The organism is Flavobacterium sp. PLA-DH12 (assembly GCF_059511845.1).
On the sequence record NZ_JCAMPD010000001.1, the window covers coordinates 739,683 to 757,567 of the forward strand.

The window sequence follows — 17,885 nt, forward strand, 5'->3', positions numbered from 1 at the left end:
CAAATTAAAAAATTCTTTAAAAAAAATAATTCGTGTTAATTCGTGAAATTAGTGGCTAGAAAAAAAACATTAAACTACATAGCCTCTGGCAAAAAATATATAAAATGAAAAGAAGAGAGTTTATCGAAAAAACAGCAGCGAGTACTGCCCTATTAAGTTTAGGATTGTCTTTGAGCAGTTTTGAAAGTAACGATATTAAGCATCTAACAATTCTACATACTAATGATGTGCATAGCCACATTGATCCTTTTCCTGCTGATGATCCCCGCAATCCGAATAAAGGAGGCGTTTCTCGCCGTGCAACATTAATTGAAGCTATCCGTAAAGAGAACCCAAATGTTCTTTTATTGGATGCTGGAGATATTTTTCAAGGAACACCATATTTCAATTATTATGGAGGTGAATTGGAATTTAAATTGATGAGCATGATGAAATATGATGCTTCAACAATTGGAAATCATGATTTTGACAATGGTCTTGACGGATTATACGCTCAGCTTCCGCATGCAACTTTTGACTTTATCAACTCTAACTACGATTTTAAAAACACGGTTATGGACGGGCATGTTAAACCGTACAAAATCTTTAATAAAAACGGAATTAAAGTTGGAGTTTTTGGTGTCGGAATTGAACTTCAAGGTTTAGTAGATAAAAAATTATACCTTGAAACAGTTTACAACAATCCTGTTGAAGTTGCTCAGGACATGACGAAATTTTTAAAACAAGAACAAAAATGTGATTTGGTAATTTGTCTTTCGCATTTAGGCTACAAATACAAAGACGAGCCAAGTAAAATAAGTGATTTGACATTTGCTACACAAACTCAAGATATTGATTTGATTATTGGCGGTCATACGCATACTTTCTTAGACAAACCTACAATCGTAAAGAATAAAGCAGGAAAAGATGTACTGGTAAATCAAGTGGGATGCTACGGAATTAATTTAGGTCGTATCGATTTCTATTTTGATAAAGACAAAGCACACACAAACCAAAGCGCAACTATTGTTGTATAGTCTTTCTTTGAATTCTAGCTTTTTCTAAAAAGTACTCTACCATAAAGAAATAAGCTAGAATTTGAGTTGTATCTCGTATTAGGACTAGAACAACCGAATACGAGAAATACTCATTAAAAATGTAAAAGATATCAGAGAAAATATAGCTTATTGCCATTAGCGACATCAGCAAAGCCATGTGTGTTCCTTTTGTAATGTAACTAACGAAGCAAAAATAACTCAGTACGCTCAAAACAATTCCGTATACAGTATAAAGCATAATAAATTTTCTCATGCTGTCAAGCTGTAAGCTTAAAACAGAGATTAACAAGTAGACAATAAAAACAACTACGATAGAAATAGGCAAAATATCCCTTTTGGTTAATTTTATTCTCTCGTGTTCCCGAATAAATATGGTCACGATTAAAACATAAACAATCAGAAAACTCAGTACTCCTCCTATTTCAGAGCTTTCAATATCCATCAAGTCATAAACCTGGCCAACAAAACAGAAGAAAAAAATTAAACCTTCTGTTTTTTTTATTTCGAACTCACTGCTGATTAGATAATAAATAAAAATCGCAGGAAGAACAATTGCTTTTGCGTATGTCGCAAAAAAATCCTGTCCTGTCCAATCAAAAATGATGGTACAGAACAATGCCAGAAAGAACAAAATTAATGATGGTTTATTAGGCTTCATTCAATTTGTTTATAAAATCTTCTTCAGACAATATGGTAATATTTAATTTTGTTGCTTTTTCCAGTTTTGCTGGTCCCATATTATCTCCCGCCACTACAAAATCTGTTTTTGCAGAAATTGAGCTTCCTACTTTTCCTCCGTTATCTTCGATGGCTTTCTTTAGTTCGTCTCTAGAAAATTGACTAAAAACGCCAGAAACCACAAAAGTTTTTCCAACAAATTTATCAGTAGCATTTGGGTTTACTTTTTCTTCAATTTCAAATTGAATTCCATAACTTTTTAAACGTTCAATAATTTTTTTATTTTCTTCATTTTCGAAGAATTCGATAACACTTTTAGCAATTCTTTCTCCAATTTCATCAACTAAAACCAAATCCATCAGCGAAGCCTGGCTCAAAGCATCGATATTTTTATAATGTTTTGCTAGTTTTTTAGCCACAGTTTCTCCTACAAAACGAATTCCAAGTGCAAACAAAACACTTTCAAACGGAATTTCTTTTGATTTCTGAACTCCATTTACCAAGTTTTCTGCCGATTTCTGAGCCATTCTTTCTAAATGCAGAATGTCTTCTACTTTCAACTCGTATAAATCAGCATAATTGTGCACTAATCCATTTTTAAACAATAAAGCAACAGTTTCTCCTCCAAGCCCTTCGATATCCATCGCTTTTCTTGAAATGTAATGCTGGATTCTTCCAATAATCTGCGGAGGACATCCGTAAAAATTAGGACAATAATGATTCGCTTCTCCTTCGTTTCTAATCAATTCCGTTTGGCATTCAGGACAATGCGTGATATAATGCGTTTTTTCCGAATCTTCTGGACGCTTGTCTAAATCAACCGCTATAATTTTTGGTATAATCTCTCCTCCTTTTTCAACAAAAACAGTATCATTTATTCTGATATCTAATTTTTCAATCTGATCGGCATTGTGAAGAGAAGCTCTTTTTACAATAGTTCCTGCAAGCTGCACAGGTTCTAAATTGGCAACTGGCGTTATAGCTCCGGTTCTTCCAACTTGATACGAAATTGATTTTAATTTGGTTGAAACCTGTTCTGATTTGAATTTATAAGCAATTGCCCAGCGTGGAGATTTTGCAGTATAGCCTAATTCTTCCTGATGCTGAATGCTATTTACTTTGATAACCACACCATCTGTTTCGTATGGAAGATTATGACGGTGAACATCCCAATAGTCAATGAAGTCAAAAACTTCTTGCATGTTATTGACTAATTTTGCCTCTTTTGGCACTTTAAAGCCCCAGCTTCTAGCCAGTTCTAATCCTTCAAATTGTGTTTTAAAAGGCAGATTGTTTCCTGTTACAAAATAAAGCAAACACTCAAGCGGACGCTTAGCAACCTCAGCGCTATCTTGTAGTTTTAAACTTCCTGAAGCCGTATTTCTTGGATTTGAATATGGAGTTTCTCCAATTTCGATTAATTCATGGTTCATCTTTTCAAAACCAGCAAATGGAAGAATAATTTCTCCTCGAATATCAAACTTATCTGGATAATTTCCTTTTAAATGCAAAGGAACTGATTTTATCGTTTTAATATTGGTTGTTACCTCATCTCCCTGAAAACCATCTCCGCGGGTTAATGCCTGAACTAATTTTCCGTTTTCGTATGTAATGCTTATTGAAGCTCCATCATATTTTAATTCACAAGTATACTGCAAACTAACATTTCCTAAAACTTTCTGAATACGGTTTTCCCAATCTAAAAGATCTTCTTTAGAATAAGAATTATCTAAAGAATACATTCTGTATTGATGTGCAACTGTTTTAAAGTTTTTGGTTACAGTTCCGCCTACTCTTTGCGTTGGTGAGTTTTCGTCAAAAAATTCTGGATGCTTGTTTTCTAAATCCTGAAGTTCTTTCAGCTTAATATCAAAATCGTAGTCTGAAATTGTAGCATTGTCTAGCACATAATAATTATAGTTGTGCTGATTAAGTTCATTTCGTAATGTTTGAATGGTCTCTTGAATGCTCATAAATAGTAAAATATTGCAGATTATTGTGATGAAAAACTGAATATCAAAATTAGAATTTATTTTTGTTCAAATGCAGAAAAAATAAAAGTTTTAGAAAATCAAAAATCAGACTGCAAATTCATGCAGCCTGATTCTCTCCTTGTCCATTATTCTTAAAAAAGAATTAAAAAAACCAACTTCCAAATGGTTTCGACGTTTTTATATTTTAAACTGAAAATCAATATCTTACAGCGAAAATATAAAATTATTTTTGAATAATGATAAAGTCTGAACGTCTATTTAACAAATGTTCTTCTTCGGTACATTTTACCCCATTTTTACATTTATTAATTAAACGAGTCTCTCCATACCCAATGGCACTTTCAATTCGAGAAGCATCTATGCCTTGCGAAAGGATATAATCTCGTGTCGATTTTGCCCTATTGTCTGAAAGTTTTAAATTATATGCATCTTTTCCGCGTGAATCTGTGTGAGATTCAATTTTGATTCTGATGTTTGGAAATTTCTGCATTATAAATACAACCTTAGCTAATTCTTCTACAGCTTTTGGAGTAATATCGAATTTGTCGTAGTCAAAATAAATTGGGTTAACATCTACTTTTTCTACTCCTTGTTTTTTCACAACCAAATCGTCGTAATTGCTTAATTCAAAGTTTACATCTTTTATTTCGCCACCATTTTGATCTGTTGTTTCTACAGTTTTGTCATCACTACTGTAATTTGGTTTTGCTGCAATCATTTTGATTACTTTGTTACAAGGAACTTCAATCGCATACTTACCGTCGAAATTTGTTTTGGTTTCACCTAAAACTTCGCTAAAAGAGTTGTACGCCATTATGGTAACATCGGTCAAAGGCTTTTTGGTTTTATGATCGATAGCCATTCCAGATATACTTTGGTTACAAATTGGTTTTCCTTTTACAAAAGAATAGATATCATCATCACCTTTTCCTCCTGCTCGATTTGAAGAAAAATAGCCATAAGCATCTGTTTTGTCAATTATAAAAGAAAAATCGTCTTTATTGCTATTGATAGGCGCTCCAAGGTTTTTTGGCACTGAAAAAGTTCCGTCTGCCTGAAGCTTACTTTCGTATACATCCAGATCTCCCCAGCCATAATGTCCATCAGAAGAAAAGTACAAGACTCCGTTTTGGAAGAATGGAAAAACTTCATTACCAATTGTATTGATATTTGGCCCTAAATTCTGAGGCGAACTCATAGTCCCATCTGCCGCAATTTTTACCATATAAAGATCAGTTTCACCTTGCCCTCCAGGCATATCTGAAGCAAAGAAAAGCAGTCGTCCGTCTTCACTTAATGCTGGATGCCCTACGGAATAATCATCACTATCAAAAAATACTTTCTCTGGATTTTCTAATTTATTATTAACGATCGAGCCTTTAACAATCTGGAAATTATTGACTCTCGCTTCATCAACAACCAATTTGTTTTTCTTTACAATATTGGTTGAATAATAAATTGTTTTTCCCTGATTATCAAAACTTGCCGTAGCTTCATGATATTTTGTCATTATATTCGGCAGAAAAACTGTTTCGTTAAATAAACTTCCATCTGCTGGATTTCTTTCTGCGATATACAGGTTAAGAAAGGGCTGGTTGTTCCAAGTATACAATTTTTCGCTAAACTTTGTGGTATCGCGAGCCGATGTAAATACTACATTGTCTTTAAAAAATGTAGCTCCAAAGTCTGATTTACTCGTATTAATATCTAAATTTTTAATGGTATATAAAGGTTTTGCCTTTGCTACGCTGTCCATATATTTCTTTTGGGCAACATATCGGTTAATCTCTGCTTTATCACCTTTTTTATCTAAATATTCTTTTGTCATTTTATCTGCTTCATCATAATCCATAACTGCTTTCATGGATTGAATGTAACGCAAATAGTAAATATCAGTCAGATTATTTCCTTGCACTTCATATAATTTTCTGTACCATTTAAGTGCATTTCTAGAATCGGAAATAAAATAGTAGGAATCTGCCGCATTCTTCAAAGTCTGCGCTGATGGATCTTTTATGTTTTGCAAACACTCTTCATAAGCTTTGGAAGCATCCAAATAAGAAAAGCTTCTAAATAGAGCATCAGCTTTCTTCAAATTAGTTTTTTGAGCGAAACTAAACGTAACGCTCAAAATTAAACATAGGATATATAGTTTTCTCATAAGTTTTATTTTTAGAAGAATCGAGGAGATTTAATTTTACTTTGTTTTTGCACAAATTGATAACGCAAGATGAATTCGTGTGAACCATCATTGTATTTGTTCAATTGGCTTACAGTGTAATCAAAAGCATATCCAAGAAAGAAACTTGGTGAAATTTGAAAACCTGCCAGTATGCTTATCGAATCATCTGTTCGATATGCTCCCCCTATAACAAACTTTTCCTGAATCATGAAATTTGCCGATATATCTGCGGTAAGCGGAGCACCACTTACTGCTTTTACTAAAAATGCTGGTTTAAATTTCAAATTTGGATTCAAATCAAAAACATAACCTCCCATTAAATAGTAATGCATACGATCATAATCAATAGATTCACGAACATCGTCATAGTAATCATTCTGAATAAAACTTGGAATCGAAAATCCTACATACCATTTATCTGTATAATAGTAAATCCCTGCTCCTACAGCTAATTTCATCTGATTGTTAATGTTCTGATTTAATAAAACATCATCATTATCATAATATCTTCCTTTAGACCAATCGATGTTTAACATTCTTGTTCCTGCTTTAATACCAAAAGCCAATCTTTTTTCATAACCAAGAGGCAATGAATAAGAAAAGTTTCCATCAAGATATAGTTCGTTGGAAGGTCCAATTTTATCATTTACAATGCTTAAACCCAATCCAAGTTTTTCATTTCTAAGTGGCGAATGAATGGAGAATGATTGTGTTTCTGGTGCACCAGGCATTCCTACCCATTGAGAACGATATAAAAGTGCTGCTTCTATGGTTCCGGTAGATCCAGCATACGCTGGATTTACCGCCATAGTGTTATACATATACTGTGTATATTCGGGATCTTGCTGTGCCGAAGCGCAAACCGTAATAAAAGAACATATTAAAATGAAATATGTTTCTAATGATTTTATATATAGTTTCATAACGATACTTATTTAGTTTAATTAATTAGATGATTAATAGAAGTGGGTTATCTCATGATAGACAACCAGCCTTTTTTAACCGTTCCATCTCCAATGGTTATCACATAAAAATAAGTACCTGTTGGCAGCATATCTCCTCTATTAATTACACCGGATACATTTGCTGTTCCGTTCCAATCATTTTCATAATGTGCTTTACTATACACTAATGCTCCATATCTGTTGAACACTTTCAACTCGTTGTTTGGATAAGACTCAATACAGTCTATTCTGAACAAATCGTTTTTACCATCATTATTTGGAGTAAACTCATTGTAAACAGTTAAACAAATTGGTTCTAATGTAACTGAAGCTGAATTGTTTGATGCATCAACATCTAGTGGAGTTGAAGTTTCTACAGTTGCGACACTTGTATAAGTGCCATTTGGTAAAACTTCTGCCACTATTGTCAATACTACACTCTGACCTGCATTAAGCGTTGGTATTGTCCAAAGCTGTGTTGCCGGATCGTATGTTCCTGATGTTGCAGATGAACTCACTAATTGTAAACCGCTAGGAAGTAAATCACTAACAAGAGTGTTGATAAAATCTCCTTCACCAACATTATTTACAGTTATAGTAAATGTTACTTGATCACCAAAATTTGGAGTTGGATTATCAACTGTATGAGTAATCGTTAGATCTGAACAGCTTGCTACAGTAACATTTAGAGTTTTTATAGTTCTCTCATCACAATTATTAACATAAGCCACCGTTACAGTTCCTGGTCCAATATCTGACCAAGAAACGGTTACAGATCCGTCATTTGTACCTCCGCCAGAAACAATTGTACCTCCGTTAATAGTCCATACATAATTAGATTTTCCATTTGCAATTGAATATGTTACTCCTTTGAATACACATGGAGTATCATCTGTTGAAGCAATTTGAACTGCAGCATCATTTTCGAATGCAATTGTAATTCCTAGTCTTGGTCCGTTATCACAACCATTAAATGTATTGGTTAACGCTCCAGCATAATAAGTAGTTGCTGTAAGTGGAGTTGTATTAGCCAATGGTGTTCCACCAGTTGCTGATGCATACCAAACTACATTTGTTTCGTTTACCAAAATATTAGCCAATGTTGGCACAGCAGATAAACAGAAAGTTTGTGTTGTTCTTGGTGTTGTTATCACGCTTGGTGAATTTACATTTACTACAACAGCCAATCTAGCTGGATTTTCGCAACCAATCGTGCTTGAAACTGCACCATAATATGTACCTGCTACAAGTGCTGTTGTTGGCGGAATCGCTGTTCCTCCTGTTGCTGTGCTATACCAAATAACATTTGCTTCATTTACTTGAATGTTTTCCACTGTTGGCGAATTTAAAGTACAGAAGTTTTGTGTTGTGTTAGCTGTAGTCGGTGTCGCGCTTGGATTAACTACGGTAACAGTTACCTGAAGACGAGTTGAACTTTCGCAGCCTATTCCGTCTACAATACTTCCAAAATATATTCCAGAAGCAAGAGCTGTTCCCGCAGGAATTGCTGTTCCTCCTGTGGCAGTTGTAAACCAAGTTACATTGCTTTCATTTACTTGAATGTTTGAAATCGTTGGCGCATTTACAGAACAGAAAGTCTGTGCTGTATTGTTTGTTGTTGGATTTGCTGGATTACCAACCGTTACAGCCACTTGCAATCTGACACTGCTTTCACATCCTGTTGCTAGATCTTTAATTGCTCCAAAGTAAGTTGTCGTTGTTAAAGCATCTGTTGCGGCTAAAGCAGTTCCTCCTATTTGTGCTGTATACCAAACTACATTGCTTTCATTCACTTGAAGATTGGCAACAGTCGGATTTGTTCCCGAACAGAAATTTTGTGCTGTACTATTTGTTGTTGGCGTTGCAGGATCAGTTACATTCACATCAACTGGTAATCTCGTAGCGCTTTCACATCTAGTTAACGGATCTGAAATTGCCGCAAAATACTGGCCTGTGGTTAAAGCTGTTGTTGACGGAATTACTGTTCCACCTGTTAAAGCCGTGTACCAAACAATATTTGCCTGATTGAACTGAACACTAGCAAACGTTGGTACATTAACCAAACAGAAGTTTTGTGTTCCTGCTGTCACTAAAGTCGGTGTTCCCGGATCGCTTACAATTACATCAACTGTCAATCTTGAAGCACTTTCACAGCCTGTCGCTGGATCTGAGATCGCTGCAAAATACTGTCCTGTCGTCAGAGCTGTAGTAGATGGAATCAATGTTCCGCCTGTTAATGCTGTATACCAAACAATGTTAGCTTCATTAGTCTGGATGCTTGCAAACGTAGGAGCATTTGCCAAACAGAAGTTTTGTGTTCCCGCAGTCACCAATGTTGGAGTTCCTGGATCATTTACAATTACATCAACTGTTAATCTCGCGGTACTTTCGCAGCCTGTCGCTGGGTCGGAGATTGCTGCAAAATATTGGCCTGTTGTCAGAGCTGTTGTAGATGGAATCAATGTTCCGCCTGTTATAGCTGTATACCAAACTATATTTGCTTCATTTGTCTGAATGCTTGCAAATGTTGGAAGATCTTCTTTACAGAAATTTTGCACTCCTGCTGTCGCCAAAGTCGGTGTTCCTGGATCAGTTACATTCACATCAACTGGTAATCTCGTAGCGCTTTCACATCTAGTTAACGGATCTGAAATTGCCGCAAAATACTGGCCCGTGGTTAAAGCTGTTGTTGACGGAATTACTGTTCCGCCTGTTAAAGCTGTATACCAAACAATATTTGCCTGATTGAACTGAACACTAGCAAACGTTGGTACATTAACCAAACAGAAGTTTTGTGTTCCTGCTGTCACTAAAGTCGGTGTTCCCGGATCGCTTACAATTACATCAACTGTCAATCTTGAAGCACTTTCACAGCCTGTCGCTGGATCTGAGATCGCTGCAAAATACTGTCCTGTCGTCAGAGCTGTAGTAGATGGAATCAATGTTCCGCCTGTTAATGCTGTATACCAAACAATGTTAGCTTCATTAGTCTGGATGCTTGCAAACGTAGGAGCATTTGCCAAACAGAAGTTTTGTGTTCCCGCAGTCACCAATGTTGGAGTTCCTGGATCATTTACAATTACATCAACTGTTAATCTCGCGGTACTTTCGCAGCCTGTCGCTGGGTCGGAGATTGCTGCAAAATATTGGCCTGTTGTCAGAGCTGTTGTAGATGGAATCAATGTTCCGCCTGTTATAGCTGTATACCAAACTATATTTGCTTCATTTGTCTGAATGCTTGCAAATGTTGGAAGATCTTCTTTACAGAAATTTTGCACTCCTGCTGTCGCCAAAGTCGGTGTTCCTGGATCATTTACATTCACATCAACTGGTAATCTTGTAGCGCTTTCACAGCCTGTTAATAGATCTGAGATTGCTGCAAAATACTGCCCTGTTGTCAGAGCTGTTGTCGATGGAATCAATGTTCCGCCTGTTAAAGCCGTGTACCAAACTATATTTGCCTGATTGAATTGAATGCTTGCAAATGTCGGAAGATCTTCTTTACAGAAATTTTGCACTCCTGCTGTTACTAGAGTCGGTGTTCCCGGATCGTTTACAATTACATCAACTGTCAATCTTGAAGCGCTTTCGCAGCCTGTCGCTGGATCTGAGATCGCTGCAAAATACTGCCCTGTTGTCAGAGCTGTTGTTGGTGGAATCAATGTTCCGCCTGTTATAGCTGTATACCAAACAATGTTAGCTTGATTACTCTGGATGCTCGCAAATGTAGGCTGATCTACTTGACAGAAATTTTGCACTCCCGCTGTTACTAAAGTCGGTGTTCCTGGATCGTTTACAATTACATCAACTGTTAATCTCGCAGCACTTTCGCAGCCTGTCGCTGGATCTGAGATTGCTGCAAAATATTGGCCTGTTGTCAGAGCTGTTGTAGATGGAATCAATGTTCCGCCTGTTATAGCTGTATACCAAACTATATTTGCTTCATTTGTCTGAATGCTTGCAAATGTCGGAAGATCTTCTTTACAGAAAGTTTGCACTCCTGCTGTCACCAAAGTCGGTGTTCCAGGATCAGTTACATTCACATCAACTGGTAATCTCGTAGCGCTTTCACATCTAGTTAACGGATCTGAAATTGCCGCAAAATACTGGCCTGTGGTTAAAGCTGTTGTCGATGGAATCAATGTTCCGCCTGTTAAAGCCGTGTACCAAACTATATTTGCCTGATTGAATTGAATGCTTGCAAATGTCGGAAGATCTTCTTTACAGAAATTTTGCACTCCTGCTGTTACTAAAGTCGGTGTTCCTGGATCATTTACATGTACTGTTATTTTTGATCTAACTGAACTCTCACAACCTAATAAATCCTTTATAGCTCCATAATAAATTGTTCCATCGACCAATGCTGTTGTTGGATCTAATGCAGTTCCTCCCATATCAGAAAGATACCAAACTACATTAGCTTCATTTGCTTGAAGATTAGCAACCGTTGGTGCATTGATTAAACAGAAATTCTGCGGATTATCTGTGGATGTTGGTGTTGGAGGATCATTAACTATTACAGTAGCCGCTTTTAGCTCTCCGTTTTTATTTTGACATGTATTGTCACTTGTAACAGCCACATAATAAGTAAGAGGACTCATAGCAGGTGTTAAACCTGATATGGTTAAAACTCCCGTAGTGCTATCAACAGCATACGTTACGCCACTTACAGTTCCATTTAAAATTGGCTGTGTTTTATTGGCATCTAAATACCAAAAGAAAACAGGAGTTGGCAACGTACTTGTTGGCGTTAATACTGCATCTGTACTATGACAAATAGAAGCGTTATTTACCACTATATCCGATTCAAGAGAAGTTGGCAAGATTGTAAATGTTATTTGTTTTCTATTTGCCGGTATAGTTTCACAATATTCATCTGAACTAACTCCTAAATAATAAGTATAAGTTCCAGGAGCTAATCCGTTTATTACTAATTTAGATGTTGTTTCACCTGCAATTAACTGGCTTGTTGTTCCATCAAAACTATACCAATGATATACTGGATTCGTAAGAACTGGTGTATTGCTTAAAATCGCATCTAATGTTACTGTTCCTGTTTCAGAGCAAATAATAGTACTATTTCCTCCATTGATAGTTACGTTTGCTACTGCAGATACAGGAGTAGTAGCTCTAACAACTACTGTTACCTCTCCTCTTTCTAAAGCCGCACAACCGTAACGAATTGGCTGAACATAATATTTATAAGTCCCAGCAGGCAATGTAACCGGAATTGTATAAGTTTGACCACTAGCTACAAGATTCCCTCCTGTTGGCGAGTCATACCAAGCGTAATCAGCACACGATTTAGGCGGTACTTGGAGGGTAATATTATCGCCGGGACATACGGTTAATTTATTATCTAAGTCGCTTCCAATGACTTTCGTATTGGTTACACGATCAATAGTATGAACTCTTAGCTGATCTAAAACATTTGCTGCTCCTCCTAAAGTAATCACAACTCTATCATACGGCTGTGTTTGAGGCGCCACAATTGTCATTGCCATAGTATCTCCGGCAAGCAATTTTAAAGTCAACAAAGGACTATTACTTTGTATTGGTGCACCAACGGCAATATTTCCAGAATAAAGTTGAATTTTAAATCCTGAAAGTAAACCAATATTTAAAAGAGTTCCTGGTTTAGAAATTGTAATTCTTAAACTATCCCCAACCATAGATGGTGTTCTAAAAACAGCTGTTAGTTCTGCATCTGCAAGTACACCTACACCGTTAAACATTGTAGCATAAGTAGCGACATCGCGATCTGCCACATTCCATGGATTAGAAACACCTACAGTAGCAGTTAAAGCACCAACGCCTACATCTTTTACGCCAGAGAAAATATCTTCAATATCTCCTTGACCACAAGCTATTTGTGAAACTTGTTTTTTGTAATAAGCATCATAAACATTAATATTTTGTGCCACACCCAAAACTGCTCCTAATTGTACACGAATACCATCATAATCCTGAACGCCCGAAGCATTAGAAGGCACAAATGTGTATTCGAATGAATTTTGACCTGGCAATAAATTCAATAATGAACTTGATACCGATTGTAAAGTTCCAATGTCAATTGGATTATTAGATCCGTCACGTTTAGTACCTATCACAGTAACACTTTGACCAACAGCAATCAGACTATTTTCTAGACCTAATTTTACTGTTACCGGAGTTCCTTTTGGTATAGTGGTTGGCCATTGTAAATTCTGCCATGTAGTTCCAACACCTAAAACTCCTAAGCCAGTCGTAATAGTTGAAAAAGTACTTGGGTCAGCATCTACAGCCAAAGCTCCATTTGTCACATTACCTGTAATAACTGAACCTGACAATTGAGAATTTGCATAAACTCTTTCTAAAAGAGTATCACAAGTCGCAGGATCAATAACGCTAATAGTTACTGTTTGGCTTGTAGTACAAGATCCGTTGCTAGCAACTACAGTATAAGTGAAAACTCCTACTGTATTAAGAGAACCTGTACTATTAGATCCTAAAGCATTTCCTTGTGGATCGTACCAGGTTATAGTTCCGTTTGATGTTGCTGTCAAAGTAACTGATGAACCTTTTGTAACTGCTATTGAATTTGTTACCCCTGTTAAAGTTGGTAATGGAGTTACATTTACGGTAACCGGTACTTTTACTGATGGACAAGCAACACCTGTTTGCTGAGCCTGAATAAAATAATTTCCACTTACTGTTATATTTGCTGCAGCTTGATCTGTAATTGGATTATTGGCTGAATCAAAGAAAGTGTAAGTTACATTTGCATCAAAATTTGTAATAGCATCTTTTAGATTCACTTTAGTACATCCCGCAAATGGGCTTGTAACAGTTAAATTTGAACCAGTTGGATAATTTACAACTACTTCTTTTAATGTCCCATTTACGTTTTCACAAAGTCCTCCATTAGAAACAGATACATAATAAGTATTAGTAGGATTAGCAGAAGTAAGCCCGCTAATTGTTAACGCACCAGTTGTAGGATCTTTTACATAAGTTATTCCTGCCACTGTACCTGTAGTGATTTCTTGTCCTTTATTTTGGTCTGTGTAATATCTAAATGTCGCTCCTGCTAAAGCAGATGTTGGAGCTAGTACAATTCCTCCCGCACAAGAAGCAGTCAAAGGACTCGCAATTGAAATATCTGCATCTGTTGGAATAGACAATACGTTAACAGTAACAGGCTGGCGAACGCTATTAATACAAGTTCCTCCGCGAGTTGCTTCTAAATAATAAATTGTAGTAGCAGTTAATGGAAGAGTTGGGCTAACTGACACAATATTTCCACCTGTAGGAGCATCGTACCATGTAAATGTTTCGGTTCCTGTAGACGTAGCTGCTAATGTTGCCGTTTGTCCAGCACAAATTGGCGTTGCTGCTCCTGTTATTGTAGCATTTGGAAATCTATAAGAAGCTCCATAAATATTTAAAGTAGTTGTTAAACCAAGCAATGCCCCAAATCTAATATCTACCCTATCGAATGCGGCAGTTGTTGGGTAACTCACTTTAAATTTATTTCCTGACAATACTTGTAAATTCAATAAACTATTATTTACCGCAAGCCTTCCAGGATTTTCGACTCCTCCTAAAGAAGTTCCTATACTTACAGATCCTAACAATGCAGCATCAGCAAGACCGCCTGGTAATTCTAATTCTACATCAACAATATCTCCCGCTTGACCAGGTGTTAGGAAATTTAATTCTTGTTGTATGTATGAATTAAGTACTCCTAAAGTTATAGTCAAAGAAGAAAATGTATTTGGGTTTCCATCAACAGCATTAGGTCCGTTAGCGCCATTACATGAAACACACAATATGCCAGGGTCAACAGTTATTGCTTCTGAACTTGGCTGCAAACAAGTACTAACCGTATTGGTTACCATTACATTAATTGCAGCTCTTGAAGTACTTTTACAATCCGATGCAGTACTCACAGCTTCAACATAAAATGTTTTATTTGCAGTTAAAACTGGATTTGGCGTATAGATGTTGCTGCCAGAACCTTGCAAAAGATTTCCTCCTGTTGGAGCATCATACCATAAATAAGAAACCCCTGGATTACTCACAACAGCCAACTGTACATTCTGACCTGACTGAATAATAACATTCGCAGATACAGGAACTGGAGGTGCTGGTCTTGGGTTAACATTTACATTAACCGGTGTACGAGCACTTAAACAAGATCCAATTACCGCTTCGATATGATAAGTCGTTGGAACGGTCAAACTTGGAGTTACAAAAGAGGTTCCTGTAAATACCAAAGTTCCTCCTGTAGCTGCATCATACCAATTATATGTTGTACCAGCAACTGGAGATTGAATTGTTATCGTTGTAGTTTCTCCGCTACATAAATTTGTAGGAACAGTAGAAATCGATGTTGGTGCCACTGGATTATTTACAGTAACTACAACAGGGTTTCTTTCACTATTAACACAACCATTACGAGTTAGCTCAACATAATAAGTTGTATTCGCTGTTAAAGCTGGAGTAGTAAATGAAGCTGTGCTTGCTAATAAATTTCCACCTGTTAAAGCATCATACCATTTAATAGTTTCACCCAAAGCTAGACTAGCATTTAAAGTTGCCGTTTGTCCACTGCAAATTGTAGTATTTCCAGAAACAGTTGGAGCTTGATATCTATAAGTAGCCTGATAAATATCTAAATTAGTTAAAAGACCTAAAACTCCTCCTAAACGAACTTCCACACGGTCGAAGTTAGCACCTGCCTTAACACTTGCTCTATATTTAGTACCACTTAATAACTGTAAAGTAATAAGAGGATTATTAATCGTAACTCTATCATTATTATAAGTTGCACCATTATAGGTTGCTAAACTAATAGCACTTAAAAGCTGAACATCTGCGAGACCTCCCGGTAATTCTAAATCAACATCAACATTATCTCCAGCTTTTCCTGGATTTGTGAATTGTAATGTTTGCTGCATAGATCCTACTACATTAGCAGGAATAGTCAGTCTTGCTGCAGTTGCAGGATTTCCGTCTACGGAAAAATTCGGATTTGTAGCATTACACAATAAACAGACTCCTATTTGAGTAGTTACCTGACTGCTAGCTTCAAGACATCCTCCCGAAGCTGTTGGCTGAACCGTTACAGTTACAGGCACTCTTGTTGCGCTAACACAACCTCCAGTAAGATTAACTGATTCAACATAATAAGTCTTAGTTGCTGTTAAAATTGGAGTTGTAAAAGTATTAGAATTAGCTAATAATTTTGTTCCTCCTGTCGGAACATCATACCAATCTAAACCGATACCAGGTTCTGTAGTCGAAGCGCTTAAAGTTGCATTCTGACCAGAAAGTATCGATACACTTTGTGTTAAAATTGTCGCCAAAGCAGGAACTGAAGTCGATGTAACTGTAACTGGAGTACGTGTTGATTTACATGTTCCTATAGAGGCTTCTACATAAAAAGTACTAGTGCCTGTTGGCACTGTTGGTGTATAAGTACTTCCTGTAGTTAAAAGAGTTCCTGCCGTCGCAGCATCATACCAATTATAAGTTGTACCTAATACCGGATTTATAACAGATAATGTCGTTGCCTGCGTTGCTCCAGCAGAGCAAATAGTTGTACCAGTAGTACTAATGACAGGCACAATCGGCTGAATAACATTAATCGTTACAGGTAATCGCTGATCACTTTCGCAACCAGCATTTCTTGAAGTACTTACGTAATATGTAGTTGTAGCTGTTAAAGCTGGTGTAGTATATGTTCCTACACTCGAAAGTGGTGTAGTTGCTGTTGGCGAATCATACCAAGCCACTGTTGTACCAGTGGCAGCTGTGGCAGAAAGTGCTACAGATTGTCCAAAACACACTGATTGTGTCTCTCCATTTGCAATTGTCGGTTTTGCAAACTGCAAACGCACATCATAAATTCTTAAATTAATCAGCAAACTAACAAGTCCCCCTGTTTGAATTTTTATCTGATTAGCATCTGATGTTAACGTATACTTTACAACATTAATATTATCTCCATTATCTAACAGTTGAAGATTAACTAGTCCGCTTAACGGAACTGCATCTCCTGCAGGAGTACCAGATAACAAAGGTTGCAAAGTCGAATTTGCCAATACCCCCGCACTTATTACAGCACTTCCGTTACCATAATATAGCACAATTTCATCTCCTGCTTTCGCAGTTTGATTAAAGGTTACCGTTTCCTGGGCAAAACAAGCAACTCCCAATGAATTTGTTATTGTTGCATATGTACTTAAACTGGAATCGTAAGCCAAAGCAGCATTAGTCACTCCAGTAGTACCCAAACAAACTCCACCAATACTGGTAGTGTTTGCTGTTGGTCGGCAAAATGTTTGCGCAAAGTTTTTATTACTCAAAAGCAATAAAAACAATAAAAGCCATACGGCAAATAATCTCTTCTGGATGATGAGATCATAAAAAGTAAATTTTTTTTTCATAATTTGGAAGATTAGAAAATGGACAATAAAACACCTCTTGCAGTAAGTGCACGCACTTACGCAATTAAACAATCAATTAAAAATCAAACAGTTAAAACAAAGACTAGTGACTTATAAAAAAGCCACTAAATTCTGTTTTAGTAAAAAAAATTATGTTGAATTCGGTACATCGAAATATACCGGTGAACTTATTCTATCTCCAAGAGATAAAATAAATTCCGTTTTTTTTGAGGAAAACTGATTGTAGTCAATTTTCCAAGAGGAGTGATTTGTTGCAGGCCTAATTTTCATAATGAAAATTTTAGTTTAAAGTAGAATGGGGATTCTATATATATGTCGATTCGTTCATTAGAAAGTTGATTAGGCATTCTAAATTATCTAGCTATAAAAGCTAACAGGAATCTCTTTATATCCAATAAAATTATTGCTCCTTATAATCAGCCCGCAAAATGGGGCAGCTATAAGAGAGCAAACTAAAATGTAAACCTTTTGAAAAAAAATTAAATATCGTATAACGATTAAAAATTTCGTTGAGATGAAGTAAGCTTAATAGGATAACATATAAAGCTAAAACAAAGTAAACAACTAAAGTAAATTTGATAAAGAAAGTAATTGTC

6 protein-coding genes are annotated in these 17,885 nt (G+C 36.3%); 1 reads left to right on the forward strand and 5 read right to left on the reverse strand.

Annotation, left to right across the window (positions count from 1 at the left end):
- Window positions 1–104 precede the first annotated feature (104 nt).
- Entirely contained in the window at window positions 105–1,016 is a 912-nt protein-coding gene (locus AC5ZCW_RS03165; RefSeq protein WP_496117881.1) for a bifunctional metallophosphatase/5'-nucleotidase, read from the forward strand.
- On the opposite strand, the gene AC5ZCW_RS03170 is transcribed toward AC5ZCW_RS03165, so the two are convergent.
- From AC5ZCW_RS03170 to AC5ZCW_RS03190, 5 genes are all read right to left on the reverse strand, one after another.
- Window positions 1,003–1,695: a hypothetical protein gene (locus AC5ZCW_RS03170; protein WP_281632168.1), complete on the reverse strand. Its 693-nt coding sequence runs from the start codon at window positions 1,693–1,695 to the stop codon at window positions 1,003–1,005. The genes AC5ZCW_RS03165 and AC5ZCW_RS03170 overlap by 14 nt on opposite strands.
- The gene (gene ligA, locus AC5ZCW_RS03175) at window positions 1,685–3,688 is read right to left on the reverse strand and encodes an NAD-dependent DNA ligase LigA (RefSeq protein ID WP_496117882.1); all 2,004 of its coding nucleotides are present in this window, start codon (window positions 3,686–3,688) and stop codon (window positions 1,685–1,687) included. The genes AC5ZCW_RS03170 and ligA overlap by 11 nt, the downstream gene beginning before the upstream one ends.
- Window positions 3,689–3,932: 244 nt before the next feature.
- The gene (locus AC5ZCW_RS03180) at window positions 3,933–5,870 is read right to left on the reverse strand and encodes an OmpA family protein (protein WP_496117883.1); all 1,938 of its coding nucleotides are present in this window, start codon (window positions 5,868–5,870) and stop codon (window positions 3,933–3,935) included.
- Between the two features lie 11 nt (window positions 5,871–5,881).
- Complete coding sequence (locus AC5ZCW_RS03185) at window positions 5,882–6,814, reverse strand: PorP/SprF family type IX secretion system membrane protein (protein ID WP_343543387.1); 933 nt, start codon at window positions 6,812–6,814, stop codon at window positions 5,882–5,884.
- A 47-nt stretch (window positions 6,815–6,861) separates the two neighbouring features.
- Complete coding sequence (locus AC5ZCW_RS03190) at window positions 6,862–17,268, reverse strand: Ig-like domain-containing protein (RefSeq protein ID WP_496117884.1); 10,407 nt, start codon at window positions 17,266–17,268, stop codon at window positions 6,862–6,864.
- Window positions 17,269–17,885 lie beyond the last annotated feature (617 nt).

What these genes read in the sequence shown, in the direction of transcription:
- AC5ZCW_RS03165 (WP_496117881.1), top strand. Translation starts at nt 105, where the DNA reads ATGAAAAGAAGAGAGTTTATCGAAAAAACAGCAGCGAGTACTGCCCTA.
- AC5ZCW_RS03170 (WP_281632168.1), bottom strand. Translation starts at nt 1,695, where the DNA reads ATGAAGCCTAATAAACCATCATTAATTTTGTTCTTTCTGGCATTGTTC.
- ligA (WP_496117882.1), bottom strand. Translation starts at nt 3,688, where the DNA reads ATGAGCATTCAAGAGACCATTCAAACATTACGAAATGAACTTAATCAG.
- AC5ZCW_RS03180 (WP_496117883.1), bottom strand. Translation starts at nt 5,870, where the DNA reads ATGAGAAAACTATATATCCTATGTTTAATTTTGAGCGTTACGTTTAGT.
- AC5ZCW_RS03185 (WP_343543387.1), bottom strand. Translation starts at nt 6,814, where the DNA reads ATGAAACTATATATAAAATCATTAGAAACATATTTCATTTTAATATGT.
- AC5ZCW_RS03190 (WP_496117884.1), bottom strand. Translation starts at nt 17,268, where the DNA reads ATGAAAAAAAAATTTACTTTTTATGATCTCATCATCCAGAAGAGATTA.